The organism is Colwellia sp. C2M11 (genome assembly GCF_018860915.1).
GTDB lineage: Bacteria > Pseudomonadota > Gammaproteobacteria > Enterobacterales > Alteromonadaceae > Colwellia.
Map to the genome: position 1 here is coordinate 33,461 of NZ_JAHKQD010000027.1, position 23,408 is coordinate 56,868.

Below are 23,408 nucleotides of genomic sequence, written 5' to 3' on the forward strand. Positions count from 1 at the left end.
ATATAGCTAAAAATTAGACCTTAAATTGACGAGCTACAGACTCTAACGCTGAAGCCAAAATCGTTAGTTGCTCACTTACATCACCAATTTCACGTGATGCTTTAGAGGCTTCATCAGCACAAGATTGAATATCTTCAACATGACCAACCATCAATCCAGAAACTTGATGTTGCTCTTCTGTTGCAACAGCTATTGCTCCATTCATATCAGCGATAACATTAACTGTATCCGTTATAACAACTAAGCTATCACCGGCTTCAATAGCCGTTTTCACACTTTCTTCAACACTCGTGCGTGAGCTTTCCATCATAGTTACCGCTTTTTTAGCTGCACCTTGTAACTGCCCCAGCATTTGATTAATTTCTTCTGTAGATTCTTGTGTGCGTGATGCTAGATTTCTAACTTCATCTGCAACTACAGCAAAACCACGGCCTTGTTCACCTGCTCTTGCCGCTTCAATAGCAGCATTAAGTGCTAGCAAGTTGGTCTGGTCAGCAATACCACGTATGACTTCAAGCACAACATTTACCCTATCGGTATCTTCCTGTAATTGATTCACAGTTTCTGCTGCTTGCGTTACATTTTCGGCTAAAGTTCTAATACCTATTACCGTTTGCTCAACAACGTCCTTACCTTTTTCAGCTTCTATATTTGCATTTTTGGCTGCATCAGCTGCATCTGCTGCATTAGTCGTAATTTCAGCAACACTTTGGCTCATTTCTTCGACCGACTGTCTTGATTGAATAACACTATCTGATTGGCGGTTAAACGAGCTGATGGTACTACTCGATAGTTGCGAAATTGTATTTGCGGTTTCAGCTAATGGTAAAGCGGTATCTACTACATTTTTAATAACACCTTGTAGTTTTTCAATAAAGCTATTGAACCATAGAACTAACTCACCTATTTCGTCTTTACTGTTAGTGGTAAGCCTAACAGTTAAATCTCCATTCTCTTGGGCAATACCTTTCATTGACTGAATAATATTTTGTAAACTTGAACTAATTGTTCTCGCAACAGGAATAGCAACAGCAAACAACGATAAGATAGTAATAGCGCCAACTATCATACCTGTGGTGGTATTTGACTCTGCCTTTTCATTAACAGACTCAAACGCTTGAGTAAAAGATTGATATCGCTCTGCGCGAAAGGTATTTAATTTATTTTGCAAATTAGTAAGCTTTTCGGACATTGCTTGACTTCGCTTCCCTAACGTAGAAAAGTCAGCAGAACCATCTACCATCTCACTTGAAAGTGCAAAAGCTAATTGATAATATTCATTAAAATCATTGAGTAACGAGCGTAAATAATTCGCATTCTCTGCATCTGACTGAATATTATTTTGAAGTTTATCACGAGTTTCTTGTGCATAAGTATTAGCAGCATCAAGTAAATCGGTTTCTCCCATAGTTGCAGCATTACCTAACGTTTCTTTCAACTTATCCAGCCTAACAAGGCTATATTCAGATGTTTGTAATAACTGATATTCGATACGATATGCCTTATCTAATTGTGTCACTATGTGAGACATAGCCATAAGTGTTATAGCTAAATACACACAGAACCCAATAGCCCCAACAAATGGAATTAAAAGTATTTTATAGCGAATCGATAATGTTTTAAATAAATCCATATTTGCCTTCTAGTTATTGTTAATCAACAATTTTTTTATACATAATAAAGTGAGTGTAGTAAAAAAATCATATTACGCAAATTTTAAAATCAAGAGTTTGAAGTAAACAACTCAAACGAATAATTAATGAGCAATCCATTGTTCTAATGCATGTTTATAGATAATAAAGACCTAATTTGAATAACTATATTAGTAATGGAAGGGGGTGATTCTTTTATAATTTAAACTGTGTATTCATAATAAAAGCAAATAGTATAACTAAATTGTCTATTTGCTTAAATGTGTGTAAATAAAATGATTAATCTACAGTAAGCTCTTTAAGCACATCATCCTTTAATTCAGCCCAAAGTTTTCCAGATTCTATGCCGTACTTACGAACTTCAAAAATAGAATCATCAAAACGTCCTTCGTTCGCTAGTTCAATAAGCTTTTGGTAATAAGCCCTTGATATTTCACGTCCTGTTGGGTGCGCAAAATACAAACTACCAATGCGCGAATACAATCCTTTAAAACCATTTAATATTAGTAAATAAATAGAATTTTCTGAGGCTATTGCCAATTCTTTATTTAGTTGATAATCAAACTCAGCAAATGCTTCACCATTATCTTCAATATCAGTATAAGCACTCAACAATTCAATAGTCTTCTTAGGATTGTTTTTTATAGCACCACGAATATAAATAGCACTGATATTAGTACGAGCTGATAAGAGATTATCCACTAAATCAGGAACACCTTCTTGGTCAAGATGCGCTAGCGTTTCTAAAATATTTAAACTTGACGTGTCCCAAAAGTTATTCACTTTTGTTGGTTTTCCATGTTTAATAGTCAACCAACCATCTCTAGCCAAGCGCTGTAGTACTTCTCTAAGGGTTGTTCTAGTTACACCAATTAGCTCTGATAATTCACGCTCTGCTGGTAAAATTGAACCAGGAGGAAAACCACCATTCCAAATTGATTCAACAATATATTGCTCGGCAAATCCGGCAGGGCTTTGAGCTTTTATAACCATATTCGTAAACGACCTAAAAAAGATAAATTAATAAAACTGATTGTACCAGAAGATTGAATTGGTACAAGCGTAATAGAAAAGACTGGTCTAACCAAGCTCATGACATTATAAAAGATAAAGGTTAAGCAGCTAATTATTCTCTGTAATGTACCATTAAAGCACCAGAAACTTTACCAACAGTTAAATCTTTAATAAATTTATAATTTGCATCTTCAAAAAAAGTTCTAAACTTTCCTGATGTTGCATAAACTGCAACACCTTCACTATCACTATGCTCTTCAAGAACAGTATTTACTGCTGCCATTAGATAATGACCAAAGCCATGATGTTGATGCAAAGGGTGAATAGCAATAAAGGATAACATGTGAAATTTTTTTAATGGGATAGAGGCAAGGACAACTTTTTCTTTTTCTATCATCTGTTTAGTGCTTAAATATCCAGCACTTAGCAACATTTTTAAACGCCAATGCCAGAATCTTTCCGTACCTACACTATCATCTGGACTATTCAAACAAGCAACACCTACCATCGACTCGCCCAAATACAAACCTACCATGGGTTGCTTAGCTTGCCAGAAAGCGTTTAACTCTTCTCTGATTGATGCTCTTAATCTTTGCTCATAACCTTCTTTGTCACTGTTGAATATATCTAAAAAAACAGGGTCATCATGATAGGATTGAAAAAGGAGCGAAGCCGCTACTTTAAGGTTCTCTGCACTAAGGTAAGTTGCCTTTATATCAAGTTCACTATCTACCGAAACAGTCGCTGACATACAAGTTCTCCAATCCAACAATTATATTTATTTTTTTATCCTATATTCACCATACCAGTTTTTTTAATAATAGGTAAATAAAATTCAACTGTCATAATTATAGTGCAGGGTTATAAATATAAAATAACTTGGTATAACATCATGTCATACCAATATTATTTCATTTAATATACTGCTCGGTGTATTGCTATTTTTAATTATAGTAATTTTTTATATTCGTCACCGTTACCTGTTTGAGTTAATGTACCGTCAACAAATTCTAAATAAGTACATTCATCCTTAGTCGTTAACCCATCTTTATGCTTGCGTTGACTTCTATAATATAAAACACGAATAGTTTTTTCATTGTAAGTGTAAGTTTCAGAAAAATCAGCAACACCTAACTTTTCTTGCATATCGACAACACTTGTACCGAGTTGAACTTGTGCTATAACTTTACGGTTTTTATAACTTCTGTCTTCACTATCCCCCATAATTGAATGATCTACTTGACCATCTTTTACTGAGATAACACAGCCAGTTAACGTTGTTGTTAACGGTAAAACAATAAGTAATGCCAACAATGATTTTTTCATATTTACTCCTAATAGAATTATACTTTCATGCGTAATAAAGCAAAAAACAAACCAACAACACAAAAAAACATAACCAACTGATTATATTGAATAAAATAGAACAACTAAAAATAACAACTGACATAAATAGTAACATTGGCTAAAATATAGTGAATATTACAAAGACAATTAATCAAAATGACAATAAATGATGAAATTTCAATCGTTGCTAATAAAATAGCAAATGAAGGCAATAAACCAAGCGTTGCACTAATTAAAACCAAGTTAAATAAAAAAGTTCCTTTACCTACCATAATATCAGTATTAAAAAATTGGCAGCATGAACCAAGCTTTATCTCGTTACCTGAAGAAAAGCATACTGATGTTGAATGTAAAACGGATAATCCACCAACAGAAAAAAGATCTTTTGAGAAAGACGTCCGTGATGAATTAACAAGTTTAAAAGAAGAAGTATTAGAATTAAAAACCCTTATAAAACAACTACTTAAATAATTACTTAAGTGGTAAATTAATAACATGTGCTTTTAACCTTAATATTACTCATTATATTAAGGTCGCGCTATTACTATTGAGGCACTATAGGGGTCAGTGTGTTTATAAACTCAGCAAGTGAATCAGCTAGCTTTTTATGAGGCTTACATCCAACACGCTCAACCCACACTGTTCCAGTGTCATTTTCAACTGAGATGATCATATCTTCTTCATCCGTGACAGCAACAAAAACAGTTTCAGCTTGTTTCAACCTCTGCTTCATTAAAATATGGCCAATCAAGTTCTCTTGTAAGCGCTGAAAGTCATCCCGATTCCACGCAAATAACAAAGATAAATTACCTTCCTCACAGGTAGCATCAAGATTTTCACTGTATAAAGTCGTAAAGTATGTTTTGATATCTGGGTGCAAAGTCATTTCTAAAGCGGTTTCAACATTATCAAAGTTTAACTCTTGCACCTTTTCTATATTAACCGGTCGCCAATAGACTTCCCCCGAAGATAGCGCTTTGTATTCAGTGGACATGTCAGTGTATGCATCTTCACAAGGTGAAAGCCATTGCTCGTCTTGCTCTACTTTCGGAGGGTGAGAATAGGTGTTTTGATAATTTTTTACATACTGCTTAGAAAATTGTTGCAAAATGTCTACTAAATTGAGTTTAGTTTGATTTGATGATGTCATCTAATTCAGAGATCCTTTAAAATAGTCTATGAAGTTTCATATAAAATAAGAAAATTATGGCAACCTACCAAAATTCAAAAGAATTAAAAAATTTAACGCTTGGTAAAGCAACCGAATATTGTAGTGAATATAACCCAAATCTATTACAAGGTGTACCAAGAAGCTTAAATAGAGATGATTTATCACTTGTTTCAAATACATTACCTTTTATAGGTGAAGATGTTTGGTACGGATATGAATTATCTTGGTTAAATAATAAAGGCAAACCTATTGTCGCTGTCGCAGAATTTCGTTTTCCTTGCACAAGCCCAAATTTAGTCGAGTCAAAATCATTTAAATTATATTTGAATAGCTTTAACCAAAGTAAATTCTCTAGTTTTGACGAAGTTAAAAATATATTGATTAAAGATTTATCTGCAACCGCAGGTGCTCAAGCACTAGTAACTTTATTCCCAGTTGAGCAATGCCCTGCTCTGGCCATTAAAGTGAGTGATAAAGACGTTATTTGTATTGATGAAGCTGATATCACCGTAGATAATTATCAATATACAGCTGAGCTACTAAAATATGCGCAAACAGACATAACTTCAGAAGCCTCTTCTGCCAAAACAGAAAGCGAAAACCTTGTTAGCCATTTATTAAAGTCTAATTGTTTAATTACCAATCAACCTGATTGGGCAAGTGTTTATATTAGTTATGAAGGCGCTCCGATAGATCACAGTATTTTATTACAATACTTAATATCATTTCGTCAACATAATGAATTTCATGAACAATGTGTTGAACGAATATTTTGTGATTTACAAGAATATTGTCAATTATCAAAATTAACGGTATTTGCTCGTTATACTCGTCGTGGCGGATTAGATATAAACCCTTTTAGAAGCACACATATAGCTTGTGCTCCAACAGCAAGGACCTTAAGGCAGTAACACTCACAATATTAATTATCAGTGTTAAATTAAGTTTCTATTACATGATCTGTTACATATTTTTATAAGGTTGCATATTGCCAGCTCCATTGAGATAAATAAAAGGTAGCTTGATTGGTATTAAATCTGTCAAAATTAATATCAAAATTGACATAGCTATATTACGTTTGGCTAACCATTATATCGATCGCTACCTCATTAGCCTGTACCAATACTGTATAAAACGTAAGCTTGTTATCGATACTTTAAAAAGGTAATAATCAATAATAAAACCGTTCAAAATAACAGGGATATTTTAATAATTTTCAACTAAACTTCTTATAAAGTAGAAAGTAGTAAATAATATTATTGTAATTTAACGGCTTAATTTACGTTAAGCAAACGTGAATCTGATTAAGTCAGTATAGTCATGTGTTTACACATAATTTATAATAAATTTATTGATAATGTTGTTGTTACTGTAAATTATTAATAATTAAGGGCATAATCAAATTGCTTAGTAAAAAAAGATAAAATAGAAGGATTAACTAAGGATATGAATACTAAAACTGTTGCTGTTAATGAATCAAAAGTGTTACAAAAAAAACTTAATGCAGCAATAGCATCTAGAGCTTCACTTGAAGAAGACTTTAAAGCGCAATCTAGTATGCTAATAGAGTTTATTAATAAACTATCTCAAGTATCCAAAGGCGTCGATATAAAATTAGATAATCGACTCGCTCAACTTCGAATATTGTTGACAAAATCAGCGCCAGTATCTGATATTGAATTAAAAATTAATGAAATATCAACGTTATTACAACAACAAACGACAACCAATAAAAAAAATATTTCTCAATTGCATACTCAGTTTAATAGCGCTGGACAGAGTTTACAAAAAGTACAGGGATTACCGAGTGACTTGCGGAGAAAATTACGAACCTTGTTACAAGAAAGTCAGTCAACCAAAGAAAGTATCACTCAATATGCTCCTCTTGTAAGTAAGCTTTTAGCTTTTTATAGTATTGCTCTACAATCAAAATCAAGTGTTTCATCATCAAATACCGCCAAAGAATTAACACAAGATATTAGCACTACAACAAACGCAACACCGGCTATTAATAGCGTGCTTATTGGTAAAATATCCAGTTGCTTAAGTAAATTACAGCTCTCTACTCAGTACAGTAAAGAATTATTGGAAATTAATAAAAATTTGCTAAAAGACACAACTCATGATGATGTGTTATTACGATTTATTGAAATATTTGATGTAATATTTGCCGATTTACAGCATGAACGAAATAGTGCAAAACACTTTTTAAATACCTTAAGTGAAACATTAACGACAGTACAGCATGCGGTAAAAGAAACACTTTCGACATGTAAGACCGCACAAGACACTAACCTTAAAATTAATCAAAAATTGCAAGGTCAATTATTAGATATGGCTGGCTCGGTCAAAACAGCACTTTCGTTAGAACAAGTTAAAGTTGATATCAATGGTAAGATAATTAGTATAGCAAAAACATTAGAGAAAAAAACAAAGCTAGAGCTACAAAACCAGGAAGAACTGGCTAGCCAATTAAGTAAAATGGTTAAAAAAGTAGAAGCTTTTGAAGAAAAAAGTAAAGAATATGAAAGTAAATTAGCCGAACAAAAGCGTAAAAGTATGCAAGATGCTTTAACCAAATTAAGTAATCGTGCCGCTTTTGATGAATATTTTACTCAAGCGATGGTTGCTTTCCATCATAAACCTTTTAATTTAGCACTTGCTGTTATCGATATAGATGACTTTAAAAGTATCAATGATAATTATGGCCACACAGCTGGTGATAAAACCTTGCAGGTTATCGCCAATACGATACAAAAGAAGGCTGATAAAGATGCCTTTATTGCACGTTATGGTGGAGAAGAGTTTGTATTGATTTATAAAAATCATAAAGAAGATGAATTAGTTAAAGAATTAAACTTTTTAAATAAGAATATTTCCATTTTACCTTTCAAATTTAAAGATAATAAAGTAAGCATCACCTTATCTATAGGGGCTACCCATATATCTCAAGAGGATAATATACATACCGCATTTGAGCGCGCCGATGAAGCCATGTACAAAGCTAAAACCCAAGGTAAAAACCAAGTTATTTACGCTTAATTAAAAGCACAACTCATACAGTCTTGGTCGTTCCAAAGCCGAAGAGAAACAAAGGAATTTTACATGCATACTCAGCTTAACCCTGTCGGAAACATGAATATACTGTCGCAAGCAGAAGTGGATCAACTTCAACAGTCTTCAACTAGCGAACTTTACAATCTTTATCGAAGTTGCTCACTCGCAGTACTTAATGCGGGGAGTCATACCGATGATGCAGAAGTGATTTATCAGCAACATAAAGATTTTACGATAGAAGTACTCAGGCGTGAGCGAGGTGTTAAAATTGACCTTAAAAACCCACCTGCAAATGCCTTTGTTGATGGTAAAATAATTAGAGGTATTCGCGAACATTTATCTGCTGTTCTCCGTGATATTTTATATATACACAATCCTTACCAAAATATGCATTGTGCACCTGACTCTCTAACTGACGCGACTTTTGGTATATTGAGAAACGCCAATACTATTTTACCTGAGACCGAAGCTCGTTTAATTACTTGTTGGGGTGGTCATTCAATTAAAAATGATGAGTATAGATATACTAAATCTGTCGGCTATCAGCTAGGGTTGCGTGACTTTAATATTTGTACTGGTTGTGGGCCAGGTGCCATGAAAGGTCCAATGAAAGGTGCAACAATTGGGCATGCTAAGCAACGAAATAAAGCTGGTCGATATATTGGTTTAACAGAGCCAAGCATTATCGCAGCAGAGCCACCTAATGCTATCGTAAATGAACTTGTCATTATGCCAGATATAGAAAAACGTTTAGAAGCATTTGTACGAATGTCACATGGTCTCATTATTTTTCCAGGTGGCGCAGGAACCGCTGAAGAGCTCCTTTACATATTAGGTATTTTGTTAAATGAAGAAAATAAAAATCAAATATTACCTATTATCTTAACTGGCCCAGAAAGTGCCCGTGAATATTTTAAAGAAATTGATGAGTTCATCGGCGCTACATTAGGTAAAAAAGCACAAAACCTTTATCAAATAATTATTGATGATGCAGAAAAAGTAGCACAAGTTATGTCAATCAAATTAAAAGAAGTGCTTGCCTATCGCACAAAAACAGGAGATGCTTTTCACTTCAATTGGTCTTTAGTTATCGAGCATGATTTTCAACAACCATTTGAAGCAAATCATAAAAACATGTCTGAGTTGAATATTAGTCATGACTTACCTACTGCTGAGCTTGCTGCAAATTTACGTCGTGTATTTTCTGGTATTGTAGCCGGAAATGTAAAATCGGATGGTATAAAAGCGATTAGAGAGCATGGGCCTTTTCAAATATCAGGAGACAAAAAAATTATGACATTAATGGATAAATTGCTCTCTTCATTTGTTGACCAAGAACGAATGAAATTACCCGGCAGTAAATATATACCTTGTTATAAAGTATTAGAGGGGTAAACGTGTCAGCTCATTTAGTATTAATTGATGCCCTTAACTTAATCCGACGAATTTATGCCGTTCAAGAGCGCCCATTTGTCCAAAGTAAAAATCAACTTGATGGTGAATTAGCAGAAAAAACACAGCAACAAGTATTATTTAACACCCAACAAGCCTGTAACAAAGCATTGGAAAACATCTTGAGCTCTCATCAAGCTAGTCACGCGCTAGCGGTATTTGATAGTCAAAACCCTTGTTGGCGTTACAAGCTATACCCTGACTATAAAAAAGGCCGGAAGAAAATGTCTCGCCACTTAGCTGATGAGCTTCCCAATATCCAGGATGCCTTCCTTAACTTAGGTGTTGATTCATTACTGTCTGAAGAAGATGAAGCAGATGATCTGATCGCAACATTGGCAACTAAAATGGCATTACATGGACAAAATGCCACGATTGTTTCTACCGATAAAGGCTTTCTCCCATTATTAAGTCCGAACATTAATATTTATGATTATTTCAATCGTCGTTACTTAGACGAAACCTATGTTAAAGAAAAGTTTGATATAAAACCAACACAGTTAGTTGATCTTTGGACATTAACAGGTGATAACACAAATAAGATCCCTGGCGTTGCAGGTATTGGTCAAATTACCGCGGCTAACTTACTCAATGAATATAGCTCCCTTAATGCCATTCTGACCAGTAATGATCTTAAACCCTCTATCAAAGAGAAACTCGATGCAAGTGAAGAACAAATTACATTAAGTAGAAAGTTACTCACACTTAAACGAAGTATTCCCCTAGGCTTTAACCTTAAAGATATTAGGTTAAAAAAAACTAACCCCGAATATGGCAATAAACTAAATAAACAAGAAGCACTTTAAACTAAATCAATAACTAGTTATCATTTCAATAACAATTTATAAAAAATAATAAGACAAGAGGCACAATGAATAAAAAGGTTATTACTCGTATATTTCTTGCATTAGCCGCATACGGAATTTTCGTTTTACTCGTTGTTTCATTTTATGATGATAGTCCTGATAAGATGCAATGGGAAGACAGGGAAGCTTATAACAAACAATTTATAGCAAAATTACAACTTGAACAGTTCACTTTTGAGCAAGCAATAGAACAACTTGGTAGCCCAGATATTACCGAAGCTAAAAAAGTTGCAGCAGATAAATTTCAAGTAATGTTTTATCGTACACAGCATGTAAAGTCTGATGGCATTACCACGCAAGATGAGTGTACTTTCTTATTATTTGTCAACGGCGCCCTTAAAGAAATTGGTTTAGGAGATAATTATCCTAAAAACTGGGGAATTATTGAAAGTTATCAATAGTTTTTATCGTTTTTTTGAAATATTAACACTGTGTTTAATTAAATTTTTTAATAAAAACATAATCTAATATATTCATCCAATATGCTATAATAAATCGTTAAATGTAGACTAACGTAAACTTGATACACTCTGGATTACCTTTTAGAGTCGTTTTATTTAGCTCTATATATGACCACTTTACTGGTCATTCATCGCATGAATATTGCAAATAGAAATATCGAATACGTATCACAAATACTTACATGATATAAAGCACACCATAGACGTATTAATTAGATAATTATCTCTAGTTAATACGTTATGAACAATAAATAACATTATTTATTAAATACTTAAAGCTTAGTATCTCCCTTTTATCACAAGGCAAAAAAAATGACCAAACGAACTATTACAGTAATCCCTGGCGACGGGATTGGCCCAAGCATTATAGAAGCAACAATTAAAGTTTTAGATAAAGCTGGTTGTGACTTTACCTATGAATTTGCCGATGCGGGCCTAACTGCATTAGAAAACCATGGCGAATTGGTGCCACAAGAAACCATGGATCTTATCGAAAAAAACAAAATAACATTAAAGGGTCCATTAACTACACCAGTTGGTGAAGGATTTACTTCAATTAATGTTACTTTACGTAAACAATTTAAGCTTTACGCAAACTTACGTCCAGTTTTGTCTTTTAAAGGCACAAAAGCACGTTATGAAAACATTGATATTTTAACTGTACGTGAAAATACTCAAGGTATGTATTCTGGTGCAGGTCAAACGGTTTCTGAAGATGGAACACAAGCAGAAGCTATGAGTATCGTTACTCGTGACGGTGCTGAAAAAATCTTAACCTTCGCTTATGAAACAGCTCGCAAAGAAGGTCGTAAAAAAGTAACAGCGGTACATAAAGCTAACATTTTAAAGTCAACATCAGGACTATTTTTAAAAGTAGCTCGTGAAGTAGCAGCACGCTACCCTGACATTGAATCAACTGAAATGATAGTTGATAACTGTTGTATGCAGTTAGTAATGAATCCAGAACAATTTGACGTTATTGTTACTACTAACCTGTTCGGTGATATATTATCTGATCTATGTGCTGGTTTAGTTGGTGGTTTAGGTATGGCTCCTGGTGCAAACATTGGTGAAGATTGTGCAATCTTTGAAGCTGTTCATGGTAGTGCTCCGGATATTGCAGGTAAAAACCTAGCTAACCCAACTTCTGTTATTTTAGCTGCATTACAAATGCTTGAATATTTAGAAATGAGCGATAAAGCAGAAAAAATCAGAAACGCGTTAACTGATGTTATTGCTACTGGCGATCGTACTACACGTGATTTAGGTGGTACGCATGGTACAACTGATTTCACTGAAGCTTTATTAGAAAGACTATAGATAAAAGCTTAAAGTAAAAATAAGTTGCGAGTATATATTACTCGCAACTTTCAACTAGATTACTAGATTAGTCTTGCATGCACCGTGACTTCTTCACGATCATAATACAAATGTTTTGCATATAATTCATACTTCACTTGATGCTTAGCAAACGCATCTTTAATTGTTTGTAAATCTTCATTGACTTGCTGGTAACGACCTTTCATAGGTAACTTCAAATTAAACATAGCTTCTTTACAATGACCATCTAATAGCCATTCACTCATTAATTTAGCAACCTTTTGTGGTTTCTCAATCATATCACAAACAAGCCAATAAACATTTTTCTTCATTGGAAGGTATTTAAAACCATCCATCATTTTATGCTTTACTTGCCCTGTTTCCATTAATGATTCAGCCATAGGACCATTATCAATAGCAGTAACCATCATGCCTCGACGCACAAGTTGGTAGGTCCATCCTCCAGGCGCAGAGCCTAAATCAACAGCATTCATTCCTGAAGTTAAACGAGTATCCCATTCTTCTCGCGGAATGAAGTATAGAAAGGCCTCATCAAGTTTTAAGGTCGAGCGACTAGGGGCTTGGCTTGGAAATTTAAGACGCGGAATTCCCATAACATGCGGCGAACTATTATCTGCCAATGAAAACCCTAAAATAACTTCTTGGCCAGATAAAAACAAAGCATGTAATACCGCACCGCCTTCCTCTGCTTTAAAGTCAGTTTTTTTATTCGTTAATATCTTTGCTTTACGAAGTCCTTGTCGTAATGGTACCGCCAATTTCCGACAAAATTTACTTAATTCTTTACCATCATTCGTGTCTGGCATTTCCATGCGCAGATCATCATACTGCCATTCATTTCCTAATGACTCAACAATAGCTTCAACGCGATTATAATCCGGTAAGTCAATCTTTTCAGTTAAGGTCACAAACCATTGACGCGTAAAAATAAGACGTTTAAGTGGCAATTTTTTTAATAAAGCTTCACCATGCTCTGATACTTGTAGATGAAAAAAGACTAAGCCTTGATTCTTTTTTAATTCTAAATAGCCATACATTTCATTCCATGCGGCTTTTTCTTGAATTTCAGCGCCACACTCTTTTTCAAAGCCTGGTCGACAATATAATACGATAGAAGTCATAAGTTGTTTTTACCTTCAATTGACAAGAGTAACCAAGCAACTGCCAATGATATTCCGCCAAATGGCGTTAGTTTACCAATAATGGGAAAACTGAAAAATGTTTTAATATAAATGCCACCGCTAAAAAACATAATACCAATCACAAAACCGGCACAAGCAGCTAACAATATATTAGAGGGTTTTCTAATGGGTAAGTTAGTTATAGCCCAAATTAATGCTGCTAAAAGAGCTAAAGTGTGAAATAACTGATATTGTAATGCTGTTTTTAATGTTGATTGCACGTTAACAGATAACGCCTGTCCTGCGTGAGCAAGCCAAGCGCCGAATAGTACAGAAAAGCAGCCACTAACGCCAACAAAAATCATTAAATATTTTATTATACTCGTCTTATGATGTCCTATTTGCGCCTCTTTATTCATTTTGGGTATTTTCCTGAATAAACTGTTTGATAATGTCAACTGAACTTTGCATATGTTGAGCGTGGGTAAATCCTGATTTCACTCTTGGTTTTAAACTATGATCGCCGTCGTTTAAGAAAACGCACTGACACAAGTTAGATAACTCATAATTCATAATTTCATCTTCAGAGCCTAAGGCATCACGTTCACCTTGTACTATTAGCACTTTTTTTTGTGTCTCTTTTAATGGCTCCAATCGCAATTTTTCAGTATTTTTAGCTGGATGAAACGGATAGCCTAAACAAAAGACACCTTGTATTTTATGTAAAATATCATCATCACTTGCTAAGGTTGCTGCAACACGAGAACCCATTGATTTACCGCCAATAAATAAAGGTAACGGTTTAACGCTCTTAGTTGTAGTGACTAAGTCATTAATAACGTCTTTATAACACTCAATTAGCTTTGGCATTCTATCAGGCGGGTAGCGCTTTCCAAGCGCAATACGTTTATCCATAAAAGGAAAATTGAATCTTAATACATTAATGTTAACCTGATTAAATAAATCAGTTATTTGCTGCATAAAATCATGATGCATATCTGCGCCAGCACCATGAGCAAATATAATTTGTGCGATAGGATTATCAACATTATTTTCTAGCTTACTTATCATTGTCGCCTGTTACTCCGGTGGATAAAATTTTTCACTAAGGAAAATTGAGTTGAATACCTTACGTAATTTGACCATTTTTAACTTGCTCTTGCTCTGATTCAACCATATCAAGTAACCAATCCCTAAACGCTTCTATTTTACCTATATCTTTTTGAGATTCGCGACAGACAACAAAATATGAATTTTTACTAACTAATACATCATTAAAGGGACAAATTAAGCGCCCAGAATCAATATCCGGTTTCGCTAATACACTATAGGCTAATGCTACACCTTGACCATATAAAGCAGCTTGAACTACCATAGCAGAGTGACTAAAAATAGGACCATGATTCACATTAGTTCCCTTAACACCTACTTGCTTAAACCAACGCTTCCAATCTCTACGCGACGTATCATGCAATAAGGTATGATGTTGTAAGTCATCTAACGATAATAATGGCGGTTTACCACTCGCCGCCCCTTCTTGCAGTAGTAAAGGAGAACAAACAGGAATTAAATACTCAGTATGTAATTTATCGGCATGAATATTCGGCCAACGACCGCGACCATAATAAATAGCGACATCAACATCTTCAGTGAGTGAGTTTTCAGCTTGATCTACCGCTTTTATTCGCACATCAATATCGGGGTGTAAGGCGTTAAAAGCACTAAGACGTGGCACAAGCCATTGTATGGCAAAACTTGCTTGTGAACTAACCGTAATAGCCCCTTTAGCGCCACGAGCAAGTAACCTTTCAGTTGCATCATAGAGTGAATTAAAAATATCTTTTATATCTAAATAATATGACTGCCCTTCTTCCGTCAACAATAAAGAGCGGTTTTTTCGCATAAACAATTTAATGCCTAAATACTCTTCTAGCGCTTTAATTTGGTGACTTACAGCGGCTTGCGTGACAAATAACTCCTCAGCTGCTCGCGTGAAACTTAACTGCCTAGCCGATGCTTCAAATGCACGCAATGCGTTTAATGGTGGTAATCTACTAGCCAAGTTACACCTGATTCCATATTAATATAAAAGTGAATTTACACATAAATTATTTAGAACACAGCATACCAACTATTCATTAGTTTTTCTAATGAATAACATGATTATTTGTCGTTTTAAATTCTATGCTTTTTTAAGTATTATAGCGCCAATAGATGAAGGACATCATCTCAAGGTTCTAACAAAAAGTGTGAGCAGTGCTATTTTATCTCTGCTTGCATATTGCGAAAAAGAGCAAGCGCGAGGAAAGTCCTAATAAATCTATCAGCCGAAAGATGGCACCAACGAAAAATTTATTATTAGGTCAAATAGGAATAAGACATGAAAAGTATTAACATATATAAACTAGCTATTGTAGCTACATCAGCCGTAATGGTTTATTTTGCTTCTGGATTAGCATCAATTGCCCAAGCCTCTGACTTAATTAAAGCAGAGCCGATTAAACAAGAAAGCTTGATTAACCAAGCACAAGCTAACTTAGCCGTAACATTTTCAACTATTACTATCACCCCTAGCACTATACAAGATAATGCTAGTGAGATGATAGCGAAAGAAAGAGTTGTTGTGAATCAAAGCGAAGTAATAACGCTAAGCAAAAATAATATTATGAGTGAGTAAGTACGACTTACTGATAAAATAACCGATAAATGCTCGCACATTTAAATAAAAAAGGGCGTAATACGCATTGTATTACGCCCTTTCTTTATCTGCTAACTTATTGAGTAGGTTAATACCAATCTCGCTAACGATATGATCATTGCTACTTGTTAAAGTCAGCAACATGTAGGAGTCAGTCGCTCAAAGTGTTGGTAGGACACAATGAAGTATTAACAGATTACTGTGAGCACAAAGGTTTGAAGCGACGAACCAATATTAATTACTGTAATAAGCTTTTGGCGTAGCAACTTCTAAAAACTAAATCCTGAACACTTACAGTGCATTAGTCGACAAAAGTGTTCTCTGTTGGGGCAAAGCCTACCTTTTTCTTTTGTGATTGCAGCTCTAAAAATGTCTCTTGTATAACTCTGGCATCCCAGCTTGCACGGTGTCGACCTGCGCCAATTTTCTCACGAACCATTGCTTTGGTTTTGTCCCAACTCAAGAAGTCTTCCTCTTTTAGTACCATTTCCAATGCACTTACTCTGAAAGTAATATCTTCTCGACCAGCTTGAAATAAAGTACGTATCCAGGGGTAGTCGACAGTCCAACCGTCAGAGTAAAGTGTTTCCCCTTTTAGTAGCGCGTTCAAGCTCTGGCACACTTCTTTGGGGCTTTTTCCATTTGTAATTAGTTTGTCTCTACTCAGGCCGTGAAGAGCTTCAGCTTCAGGATCCCAATGCAGCCATGTAGGATCTGGGGCAATCAGTGAACAGTATCGCTCACCATTAGGTAAGGCTATGCCTATTTCGACGGGATAACTTAAAGAACCGAATCCAGAGGCTTCAACATCAACAATAATTGGTACGTATGGTTTCATCTGTCTGATTCCTGTTTGATATAGCATAAAAATAAAAAAAGCTAAAATCGTGCCATTATTGGATTTAATGGTTTTAGGTTATCAATTTCATTATAACTTTAATTTTTGAACCTAAATTTAAGGGGAGTCGTTTAGCCAATTTACAATAATAAGACTTTCTCGTAATGAAAAAATAATTTAACCTAAGCATATAAATTACTAGTAAATTTTTTACCTTATGAGCCTTTTTTTATCTCTTGCGTTATCAACCCTTCCCCCTTTATCTGAACCCGTTACCAATAATGCTGTTGCCAAAGTTACCTCACAAAACCACACCTATTTTTTAAGCTTTATGGGATTAAGTAAAAATAAACAATATAACGATGTACACAATAAAGTATGGGCACTAAGAATAGGTGATGAACAATGGCAAGCAAAAGCTAACGTGCCTTCAAGTTTAACAATAAAAGGACGTTTAGCGAGCACTGCTGTTGGGTTAGGAGAATATGCCTACATATTTGGTGGCTATACCGTAGCGAGCGATCACTATGAAGTTTCAAGCCCTGATGTTTATAAATACGACGTAATAAAAAACACATATACACAGCTAGCAAGTATGCCTGTTCCAGTAGATGATAGCGTAGCACTAAGCTATAAAGCTCGTTACATATATTTAATTAGTGGCTGGCATAATGATGGGAACGTAAATTTAGTACAAATTTATGATATTCAAACCAATACATGGCAACAAGCTTCGCCATTTTTAGGTGAACCTGTATTTGGGCAGGCAGCTGCCATTAGTGGCAATACTATTGTTGTTTGTGATGGTGTAAAAACTCAAGCAAATCCTGATTCTCGGCGTTCATTTAAAGGTTTAGCACAGTGTTTAAAAGGTACAATTGACCCCGTTAATCCCCAAAAAATAGACTGGCGCACCTTGCCGCACCCAACTGGCAGCGCACATTACCGCATGGCTGCAACTAATTACAACAATGACATTTACATGCTAGCCGGCTCTAATACGCCTTATAACTATAATGGCATTGGTTATAATGGTAAACCTGCCCCCGCAAGCAATCATGTATGGCGTTTTAATATAGAAAAAAATGAATGGAAAACATTATCACCTACTAAGATACCCAGTATGGATCACCGTGGATTGCTTGAACACAACGGTATTTTATATCGTATTGGTGGTATGAATGACAAACAACAAGTAACAGCTGACGTACTAGGTTATGAGGTAGAAAAGTGAATACACTATACATTACAGGTGCAGGAGTAAGTGCAGCGAGTGGAATTCCCACTTTTAGAGGCGAAGATGGCTATTGGACTATAGGTAGTAAAAATTATACTCCGATGGAAATGGCGACTAGAGCAATGTATGAAAATTCACCAAAAGAGTTTTTAGCTTGGTATTATCATCGCTTTGCAACTTACCGCAATCATGGCCCAAATGATGTTCACCATTGGCTAAGTGATAAAAACGTAATAACACAAAATATTGATGGGCTTGACGGTAAAGCTGGTAATAAAAACTACATTGCTATTCATGGCAGACTCGACCAAATGACGCTATTTCATGAGCAAAGCGAAGATGTAACACCACTCAATGCACCATGGGAAAGTGTTGATGAAAGCCGTTTACATGCCTCTTTATTTGACATATTTAATATTCAAGAAAAAGCGCCTGTACTTAATCAATCTTATAAGCCCTTTGTACTTTTATTTGATGAATACTACACCGAACTTTACAGAATAAGTGAAGCGCAAAAACGAATGAGAGACGCCGATAAAATAGTATTTATGGGGACATCATTTAGTGTGAATATTACGCAAATGGCTTTAGATATTGCGCGTAATTACAATATAGCCGTTGAAGTTGTTGATCCAAACCCTGTTCATATTTTGCACTCAAATGTTAATTATAAAAAAATGAGTGCACTTGAGTATATTCAAAACTCTTAACTTACTTATTTACTTAAACCACTTATCAGAAAATATTTTACAGAGTATAAATTCAACAAGTGGTTTTAGTTAACCTAATTATGAGCACTTTTTATGCTGAAACTTAAATTCATCGTTTTAGATTTGCAAGTCTATAAATAAGTAATGCTGTTTTTTTTATGTTTTTGTCAAGGCTGGTTAAATCAGCCTTTTCGTTCTTAGTATGTGCACCACTCCCCATTAGCCCTAGTCCATCAAGTGCCATATCAACATGGTTGGCAGCAAACGAAATATCGGCTGCGCCAGCATTTCTAGGGTTAGCTGCGACCACCTTGTTGTAGCCTAAATTTTGACTAGCTTCGCTGTATAATGCTAATAGTTTTTTATTTCCTTCAGTCAACGCCATTGGCGGATAACCGTCTTCAAAAACCAGTTCAGCTTTACTACCATTTAAATTTTTAGCCACAATTTGCTGCATTACTTTTTTGGTTTTTTCGACTTGCTCAGGTGAAAGCGCGCGTAAATCGCCAGCGACATGTACCGTTTGAGCTATCACATTACTTTTACCGAATGCTGTCGCTGATGAATTAACGCTATCGTAGTCAGCGTTAGTGCCACCTACAATTAACCCTGGATTAAAGGTTAAATTAGGTTGTGTTGCAAGTTGCTCTCTAAAGCTATTTAAAATGCGTGATGCTTCGTAAATAGCACCATACCCGACATTTTCACTAAAAATTTGTGATGAATGTGCCGCAGCTGCACTTATATTTAGTCTCCAGCCAACATAACCTCGTCGAGCAGCCATTGCGGTTTTAATATTATTATCGCCATTTTCATAACCAAGCGCTACATCGGCCCACTCAGCCGCGTCAACAATTGCTTTTTTAGATAAATTTAATGGGCGACCACTACTTTCTTCATCACCCGTCAGTAATACTTTTATGCTAACGTTCTCAAGTAAATTAAGGGCTTGTAAACTTTTAAGCGCGGTAATTATTATGGTATTACCGCCTTTCATATCAGCAATGCCTGGACCGCTAGCTTGATTAGCTCCAAGTTGTTTATAAGTAGTAAAATCATCATGTTTTGCAAAAACTGTATCAAGATGGCCGATCATCAGTATTTTTATTGCGCTGGGATTTCTACTTTCATGTGTTGCAAGTACATGCCCTGCTCGCTTGAATGCACTGCCATCAAGCCATTCTACTTTAAATCCAATTGCAGCTAACTGTTCGCTTGCAAGCTTACCTACTTTTTTAACACCTTCAATATTCAGTGAACCACTATTAATATTTACAGCTTGTTCTATTTGTTGGATCGCTTGGGGAACATTGATTTCAACCTGCTTGACTATTTGTTTTTCGTTTTCATCAAGTTCAGCGTAACTTGTCAGTGGTAACGTACATGCAAGCGTAATAATGAGTCTGTGGCTAAATTTTAAAAATGACATAACAGCATAATATAGAAGTAAAAAGTGTATTAAATATGAAGCAAAAGTACATAGTATTCAATAGAAATTATGCATCGGTGATACAACAGTAAAACATAAAATAGTTTAACAAAACACATTGACATAATATGTCATAATAGCTATCTTGACATATTATGTCGCACTAGTGAGTTATTAAAATGGATATTTGGAATATATTTATAGCGTTTATTGTACAGTCTATCGAGTTTGTTACTTATGAAGCAGGTATTAGTGAGGCGATAGCAATCATTTGTGTGACGCTTATAGGCCGCTTAATATTAATGCCTGTTAATATTTTCGCTATGGCAAATATGTATAAAAACAAGAAAGCCATGGCGGCGATAAAACCTGAATTAGAAAAAATAAAAGCGACACATAAAGATAGCCCGAATGAAATAGCTAAACGTACCATGGCATTATATAAAAAACACAATATTAAATTTTTAGATAAAAATAGTGTGATGAATATAGCAAGCCAAGGTGTATTTGGATTAGGTATGTTTCAAGCTCTTCAACAAGTAATCTTTAATAGTAAGTTTGCTTGGATTGTTAATATTGCAAAACCTGACGTAGCATTGGCATTACTTGTTGGAGTAATTACTTATTTTTCTATGATTATGATGCCCGGTAGCGCAGAACAAACTAGCACCTTGTTATTTGTTATTCCCGCAATTATTTGTATTATTACCTTAATCAATTTTCCATCTGCTATCGGTTTATATTGGGCAACCTCAAGCGTTACCAGTTTACTGCAATCATTGGCACTTAATCGCTACTTTCATCAACAGGAAGCAGGCAACACTATTTAACATTTATAAGCTCATTGTTAGGCTAAGCTAACAATGTCACTTTAATACGGTCGATCATTAAATAGGATAAATAAACATGAATAACGATGTAATTAATTTTAAGGATAAGTTCACGAAGTTTACCGAACATTGGTCACCACGTGTGGTAGCCGAAATGAATGACTATCAATTTAAGTTAGTAAAAGTTGAAGGTGAGTTTGTTTGGCACGACCACCCTGACACAGATGAAGTATTTATTGTTATAGAAGGTACACTTAACATCGAATTTCGCGATGGTATTGTCACATTAAATTCGGGAGAAATGTTTGTGATCCCTAAAGGTGTTGAACATAAGCCGTTTGCCAACAATGAATGCAAAATTATGATTGTTGAACCCAAAGGTGTTGTAAATACAGGAGACTCTGACAGTACACTTACTGCCCAAAATGATGTTTGGATATAATGATTACGTAGCAGAAAAATAGATGGTAAACGTTTAATTAACCCCGACCTTATGACGCGACTAAGTCAATCTTTAAATACTAAAGCGCATATCTCGGATTTATAATTGGCCATGATATTTTGCTATCAGTGAATAATATCTATTAGATCACAGCGAGAAACTTGCTTTAAGCTTAAAAAACAAACAATTGAAGAAATATAAAAAAGACGTAAATCCGTCTTTTTGAAGAAATTCTACAGCCTCAACGCCCCGCACATGCGCGCGAACTCGTGAGCGTCGCAGGGGCCGAAGACCCGAATGACAAGGATTGTTAGGCTAGACTACTGCGGTTGCGCCCTAATAACTCGAAAAACTAATGGCTTTATACATACATGAGAAAACCATGAAATCCCCGCTATTACCAATATACCTATGAGCGGAATTATTGCGCCAGTAAAAACTATTGAGCCAAATACATAACCAAAAATACACTCCGCTCTATATATAGGCAGGAATAAACCAACTACTACCAAACCTAAAGACAAGTAAATTGCAACGCTCTCGTAGCCGACACTAAAGCTGAATGACTGCACAAAACTTAAAATCAGCATGCCGAAAAAACCAATAAGTATTCCTCTTGAAATTTTTTCTTTTACTGGTGAATCACCAGATTGAAAAATTGTACGTTTTTCTATGCGCGCTATAGAAAGCCACGCTAAGAATGGGAGAATTAATAGCCCCCACCAGTTTGATATTGCAGGATAATCAGAATGGTGTATTAAGTGATGGCTCAATATTCCACCATTTAAATGCTCCCACCACAGGTGTCCAGCTATGAATAATACGGTAATTGCAATCACGTAGTATTTCAATTTTTTTAACTGATTTTCAGTCATGTTTATCCTCGGAGTAAGATGGTCGAAATATATAGCCTAACAGGCTAATGGTGGTTGACTATAATCCAAAGCACAGCGTAGGAGCTAACCACCATCTGTCCTTGTTGAAGTGCTTATAGTTCGACCAAGCCAATTTTTAACGGGTTTAACCCACTCTATAATAGGAGTGAAGAATGCACCATGTTCTTTACCTGTACTAATAGATATTTCTCTAAATGAATTTACACCAGGGCTTTGATTGATCAAAAATTGGCAAGAACCAACCATATCAGATGTTTCATAAATAGAATAAATATTACCGTAAACTTCAAAGTTTTCATTATTCTTCATGAAATTAGCACAACTAGCTAAAAGAATAATATTGATATCTGGGTTCTGGATGTGACGTGAAGCTAAAATAGTAATCTCCCCGCCACGAGAGAAACCTAAAAGTGTAATGTTTTGAGGTTTAACACCAAGAGTAATTAATTTTTTAACGTCGTTTGTTAGTTTAAGGGCAAACGTTTTTGGATTAGTGTTTTGAACTCTGTGATATGCAATGAGATTGTAGTTGTTGCTTGAAATAGCATCTTTAACTTCTGGGAAGTCATATTCTCCCCAACGGGGGCTGACAGGATTAGTATTTTCTCCCTCAACTATTTTCCCATGGGAATAAAAAACATATTTTCCGTTTGGATCTACGTTATCAGGAAATTGTTCATATATTTCAGCCGCATTTACAAAAACAGGAGAAAATAATAATAAAAATGCTAGAAGTTTGATATGTACGTTCCTTGTATAGCTAACGAGCCTGTAGAATTACTCGTTTTTATATTATTTATTAATTTAAATACTCTAACTGGATTGGTTTCTTTTAACAATCAAAAA

General features: G+C 35.1%; 25 protein-coding genes. 12 read left to right on the forward strand and 13 right to left on the reverse strand.

All coding sequences use genetic code 11. The annotated features are described in order from the left end of the window. Positions 1-13: 13 nt before the first annotated feature. From KO509_RS07910 to KO509_RS07925, 4 genes are all read right to left on the reverse strand, one after another. Positions 14-1,633, reverse strand: a complete 1,620-nt coding sequence (locus KO509_RS07910) for a methyl-accepting chemotaxis protein (RefSeq protein ID WP_215972740.1) — start codon at positions 1,631-1,633, stop codon at positions 14-16. Positions 1,634-1,931: 298 nt separating this feature from the next. Further along, positions 1,932-2,645 carry a fatty acid metabolism transcriptional regulator FadR gene (gene fadR / locus KO509_RS07915; protein WP_215972741.1) on the reverse strand — a complete coding sequence of 238 codons (714 nt, stop codon included), beginning with the start codon at positions 2,643-2,645 and terminating at the stop codon, positions 1,932-1,934. A gap of 133 nt (positions 2,646-2,778) precedes the next feature. After that, the gene (locus KO509_RS07920) at positions 2,779-3,417 is read right to left on the reverse strand and encodes a GNAT family N-acetyltransferase (RefSeq protein WP_215972742.1); all 639 of its coding nucleotides are present in this window, start codon (positions 3,415-3,417) and stop codon (positions 2,779-2,781) included. A gap of 197 nt (positions 3,418-3,614) precedes the next feature. Then, positions 3,615-3,992 (reverse strand): DUF3192 domain-containing protein, encoded by a 378-nt coding sequence (locus tag KO509_RS07925; protein ID WP_215972743.1) that lies wholly within the window; start codon positions 3,990-3,992, stop codon positions 3,615-3,617. A gap of 177 nt (positions 3,993-4,169) precedes the next feature. Between KO509_RS07925 and KO509_RS07930 the strand changes: the two genes are divergently transcribed. Next, the gene (locus KO509_RS07930; RefSeq protein ID WP_215972744.1) at positions 4,170-4,484 is read left to right on the forward strand and encodes a hypothetical protein; all 315 of its coding nucleotides are present in this window, start codon (positions 4,170-4,172) and stop codon (positions 4,482-4,484) included. Positions 4,485-4,557: 73 nt separating this feature from the next. Here KO509_RS07930 and syd read toward each other — a convergent pair whose 3' ends face one another. Next, the gene (gene syd / locus KO509_RS07935) at positions 4,558-5,163 is read right to left on the reverse strand and encodes a SecY-interacting protein (protein WP_215972745.1); all 606 of its coding nucleotides are present in this window, start codon (positions 5,161-5,163) and stop codon (positions 4,558-4,560) included. A gap of 56 nt (positions 5,164-5,219) precedes the next feature. Here syd and queF point away from each other — a divergent pair, with 56 nt between their 5' ends. From queF to KO509_RS07965, 6 genes are all read left to right on the forward strand, one after another. Then, positions 5,220-6,095 (forward strand): NADPH-dependent 7-cyano-7-deazaguanine reductase QueF, encoded by an 876-nt coding sequence (queF, locus tag KO509_RS07940; protein WP_215972746.1) that lies wholly within the window; start codon positions 5,220-5,222, stop codon positions 6,093-6,095. 535 nt (positions 6,096-6,630) lie between these two features. After that, the gene (locus KO509_RS07945; RefSeq protein ID WP_215972747.1) at positions 6,631-8,226 is read left to right on the forward strand and encodes a diguanylate cyclase; all 1,596 of its coding nucleotides are present in this window, start codon (positions 6,631-6,633) and stop codon (positions 8,224-8,226) included. A 63-nt stretch (positions 8,227-8,289) separates the two neighbouring features. Further along, a complete protein-coding gene (ppnN, locus tag KO509_RS07950; protein WP_215972748.1) occupies positions 8,290-9,636 on the forward strand; it encodes a nucleotide 5'-monophosphate nucleosidase PpnN in 1,347 nt (448 codons plus the stop codon). A 2-nt stretch (positions 9,637-9,638) separates the two neighbouring features. Beyond that, a complete protein-coding gene (xni, locus tag KO509_RS07955) occupies positions 9,639-10,499 on the forward strand; it encodes a flap endonuclease Xni (protein WP_215972749.1) in 861 nt (286 codons plus the stop codon). Positions 10,500-10,564: 65 nt separating this feature from the next. After that, on the forward strand, positions 10,565-10,960 hold the full coding sequence (locus KO509_RS07960; RefSeq protein WP_215972750.1) for a DUF3192 domain-containing protein: 396 nt from the start codon (positions 10,565-10,567) through the stop codon (positions 10,958-10,960). A gap of 372 nt (positions 10,961-11,332) precedes the next feature. Continuing rightward, a complete protein-coding gene (locus KO509_RS07965; protein WP_215972751.1) occupies positions 11,333-12,340 on the forward strand; it encodes an isocitrate dehydrogenase in 1,008 nt (335 codons plus the stop codon). A 62-nt stretch (positions 12,341-12,402) separates the two neighbouring features. Here KO509_RS07965 and rlmM read toward each other — a convergent pair whose 3' ends face one another. The 4 genes from rlmM to KO509_RS07985 are packed head-to-tail and all read right to left on the reverse strand — an operon-like array spanning position 12,403 to position 15,544. After that, entirely contained in the window at positions 12,403-13,482 is a 1,080-nt protein-coding gene (gene rlmM / locus KO509_RS07970) for a 23S rRNA (cytidine(2498)-2'-O)-methyltransferase RlmM (RefSeq protein WP_215972752.1), read from the reverse strand. Further along, positions 13,479-13,901: a DUF423 domain-containing protein gene (locus tag KO509_RS07975; RefSeq protein WP_215972753.1), complete on the reverse strand. Its 423-nt coding sequence runs from the start codon at positions 13,899-13,901 to the stop codon at positions 13,479-13,481. Before KO509_RS07975 ends, rlmM begins: the two co-directional genes overlap by 4 nt. After that, positions 13,894-14,553, reverse strand: coding sequence for an alpha/beta family hydrolase (locus KO509_RS07980; RefSeq protein WP_215972754.1), 660 nt, complete (start codon positions 14,551-14,553; stop codon positions 13,894-13,896). The genes KO509_RS07975 and KO509_RS07980 overlap by 8 nt, the downstream gene beginning before the upstream one ends. 58 nt (positions 14,554-14,611) lie before the next feature. Further along, positions 14,612-15,544, reverse strand: a complete 933-nt coding sequence (locus KO509_RS07985) for a transcriptional regulator GcvA (protein WP_215972755.1) — start codon at positions 15,542-15,544, stop codon at positions 14,612-14,614. A 318-nt stretch (positions 15,545-15,862) separates the two neighbouring features. Between KO509_RS07985 and KO509_RS07990 the strand changes: the two genes are divergently transcribed. Then, positions 15,863-16,159 carry a hypothetical protein gene (locus KO509_RS07990; RefSeq protein WP_215972756.1) on the forward strand — a complete coding sequence of 99 codons (297 nt, stop codon included), beginning with the start codon at positions 15,863-15,865 and terminating at the stop codon, positions 16,157-16,159. A 322-nt stretch (positions 16,160-16,481) separates the two neighbouring features. On the opposite strand, the gene KO509_RS17995 is transcribed toward KO509_RS07990, so the two are convergent. Continuing rightward, positions 16,482-16,790 (reverse strand): hypothetical protein, encoded by a 309-nt coding sequence (locus tag KO509_RS17995; protein ID WP_252727447.1) that lies wholly within the window; start codon positions 16,788-16,790, stop codon positions 16,482-16,484. Positions 16,791-17,235: 445 nt separating this feature from the next. Between KO509_RS17995 and KO509_RS08000 the strand changes: the two genes are divergently transcribed. Beyond that, entirely contained in the window at positions 17,236-18,252 is a 1,017-nt protein-coding gene (locus KO509_RS08000) for a kelch repeat-containing protein (protein WP_215972758.1), read from the forward strand. Beyond that, complete coding sequence (locus KO509_RS08005; RefSeq protein WP_215972759.1) at positions 18,249-18,965, forward strand: Sir2 family NAD-dependent protein deacetylase; 717 nt, start codon at positions 18,249-18,251, stop codon at positions 18,963-18,965. Before KO509_RS08000 ends, KO509_RS08005 begins: the two co-directional genes overlap by 4 nt. A 109-nt stretch (positions 18,966-19,074) precedes the next feature. Here KO509_RS08005 and KO509_RS08010 read toward each other — a convergent pair whose 3' ends face one another. Next, on the reverse strand, positions 19,075-20,394 hold the full coding sequence (locus tag KO509_RS08010; RefSeq protein WP_215972760.1) for a M20/M25/M40 family metallo-hydrolase: 1,320 nt from the start codon (positions 20,392-20,394) through the stop codon (positions 19,075-19,077). Between the two features lie 179 nt (positions 20,395-20,573). On the opposite strand from KO509_RS08010, the gene KO509_RS08015 reads away from it, so the two are divergent. Next, the gene (locus KO509_RS08015; protein ID WP_215972761.1) at positions 20,574-21,224 is read left to right on the forward strand and encodes a YidC/Oxa1 family membrane protein insertase; all 651 of its coding nucleotides are present in this window, start codon (positions 20,574-20,576) and stop codon (positions 21,222-21,224) included. Between the two features lie 76 nt (positions 21,225-21,300). Next, complete coding sequence (locus KO509_RS08020; protein WP_215972762.1) at positions 21,301-21,666, forward strand: cupin domain-containing protein; 366 nt, start codon at positions 21,301-21,303, stop codon at positions 21,664-21,666. A 320-nt stretch (positions 21,667-21,986) separates the two neighbouring features. Here the strand turns inward: KO509_RS08020 and KO509_RS08025 are convergent, their stop codons facing one another. Together KO509_RS08025 and KO509_RS18000 are read right to left on the reverse strand one after the other, a co-directional pair. Continuing rightward, entirely contained in the window at positions 21,987-22,541 is a 555-nt protein-coding gene (locus KO509_RS08025) for a hypothetical protein (RefSeq protein WP_215972763.1), read from the reverse strand. 84 nt (positions 22,542-22,625) lie between these two features. Continuing rightward, on the reverse strand, positions 22,626-22,871 hold the full coding sequence (locus KO509_RS18000) for a hypothetical protein (protein WP_252727448.1): 246 nt from the start codon (positions 22,869-22,871) through the stop codon (positions 22,626-22,628). Positions 22,872-23,408: the final 537 nt, after the last annotated feature.

What these genes read in the sequence shown, in the direction of transcription:
- KO509_RS08000 (WP_215972758.1), top strand. Translation starts at nt 17,236, where the DNA reads ATGAGCCTTTTTTTATCTCTTGCGTTATCAACCCTTCCCCCTTTATCT.
- queF (WP_215972746.1), top strand. Translation starts at nt 5,220, where the DNA reads ATGGCAACCTACCAAAATTCAAAAGAATTAAAAAATTTAACGCTTGGT.
- KO509_RS07945 (WP_215972747.1), top strand. Translation starts at nt 6,631, where the DNA reads ATGAATACTAAAACTGTTGCTGTTAATGAATCAAAAGTGTTACAAAAA.
- ppnN (WP_215972748.1), top strand. Translation starts at nt 8,290, where the DNA reads ATGCATACTCAGCTTAACCCTGTCGGAAACATGAATATACTGTCGCAA.
- KO509_RS07990 (WP_215972756.1), top strand. Translation starts at nt 15,863, where the DNA reads ATGAAAAGTATTAACATATATAAACTAGCTATTGTAGCTACATCAGCC.
- KO509_RS07965 (WP_215972751.1), top strand. Translation starts at nt 11,333, where the DNA reads ATGACCAAACGAACTATTACAGTAATCCCTGGCGACGGGATTGGCCCA.
- KO509_RS18000 (WP_252727448.1), bottom strand. Translation starts at nt 22,871, where the DNA reads ATGAAGAATAATGAAAACTTTGAAGTTTACGGTAATATTTATTCTATT.
- KO509_RS08010 (WP_215972760.1), bottom strand. Translation starts at nt 20,394, where the DNA reads ATGTCATTTTTAAAATTTAGCCACAGACTCATTATTACGCTTGCATGT.
- KO509_RS07960 (WP_215972750.1), top strand. Translation starts at nt 10,565, where the DNA reads ATGAATAAAAAGGTTATTACTCGTATATTTCTTGCATTAGCCGCATAC.
- KO509_RS07910 (WP_215972740.1), bottom strand. Translation starts at nt 1,633, where the DNA reads ATGGATTTATTTAAAACATTATCGATTCGCTATAAAATACTTTTAATT.
- KO509_RS07980 (WP_215972754.1), bottom strand. Translation starts at nt 14,553, where the DNA reads ATGATAAGTAAGCTAGAAAATAATGTTGATAATCCTATCGCACAAATT.
- fadR (WP_215972741.1), bottom strand. Translation starts at nt 2,645, where the DNA reads ATGGTTATAAAAGCTCAAAGCCCTGCCGGATTTGCCGAGCAATATATT.
- KO509_RS08020 (WP_215972762.1), top strand. Translation starts at nt 21,301, where the DNA reads ATGAATAACGATGTAATTAATTTTAAGGATAAGTTCACGAAGTTTACC.
- KO509_RS07925 (WP_215972743.1), bottom strand. Translation starts at nt 3,992, where the DNA reads ATGAAAAAATCATTGTTGGCATTACTTATTGTTTTACCGTTAACAACA.
- KO509_RS07975 (WP_215972753.1), bottom strand. Translation starts at nt 13,901, where the DNA reads ATGAATAAAGAGGCGCAAATAGGACATCATAAGACGAGTATAATAAAA.
- rlmM (WP_215972752.1), bottom strand. Translation starts at nt 13,482, where the DNA reads ATGACTTCTATCGTATTATATTGTCGACCAGGCTTTGAAAAAGAGTGT.
- KO509_RS08025 (WP_215972763.1), bottom strand. Translation starts at nt 22,541, where the DNA reads ATGACTGAAAATCAGTTAAAAAAATTGAAATACTACGTGATTGCAATT.
- syd (WP_215972745.1), bottom strand. Translation starts at nt 5,163, where the DNA reads ATGACATCATCAAATCAAACTAAACTCAATTTAGTAGACATTTTGCAA.
- KO509_RS07920 (WP_215972742.1), bottom strand. Translation starts at nt 3,417, where the DNA reads ATGTCAGCGACTGTTTCGGTAGATAGTGAACTTGATATAAAGGCAACT.
- KO509_RS08015 (WP_215972761.1), top strand. Translation starts at nt 20,574, where the DNA reads ATGGATATTTGGAATATATTTATAGCGTTTATTGTACAGTCTATCGAG.
- KO509_RS07930 (WP_215972744.1), top strand. Translation starts at nt 4,170, where the DNA reads ATGACAATAAATGATGAAATTTCAATCGTTGCTAATAAAATAGCAAAT.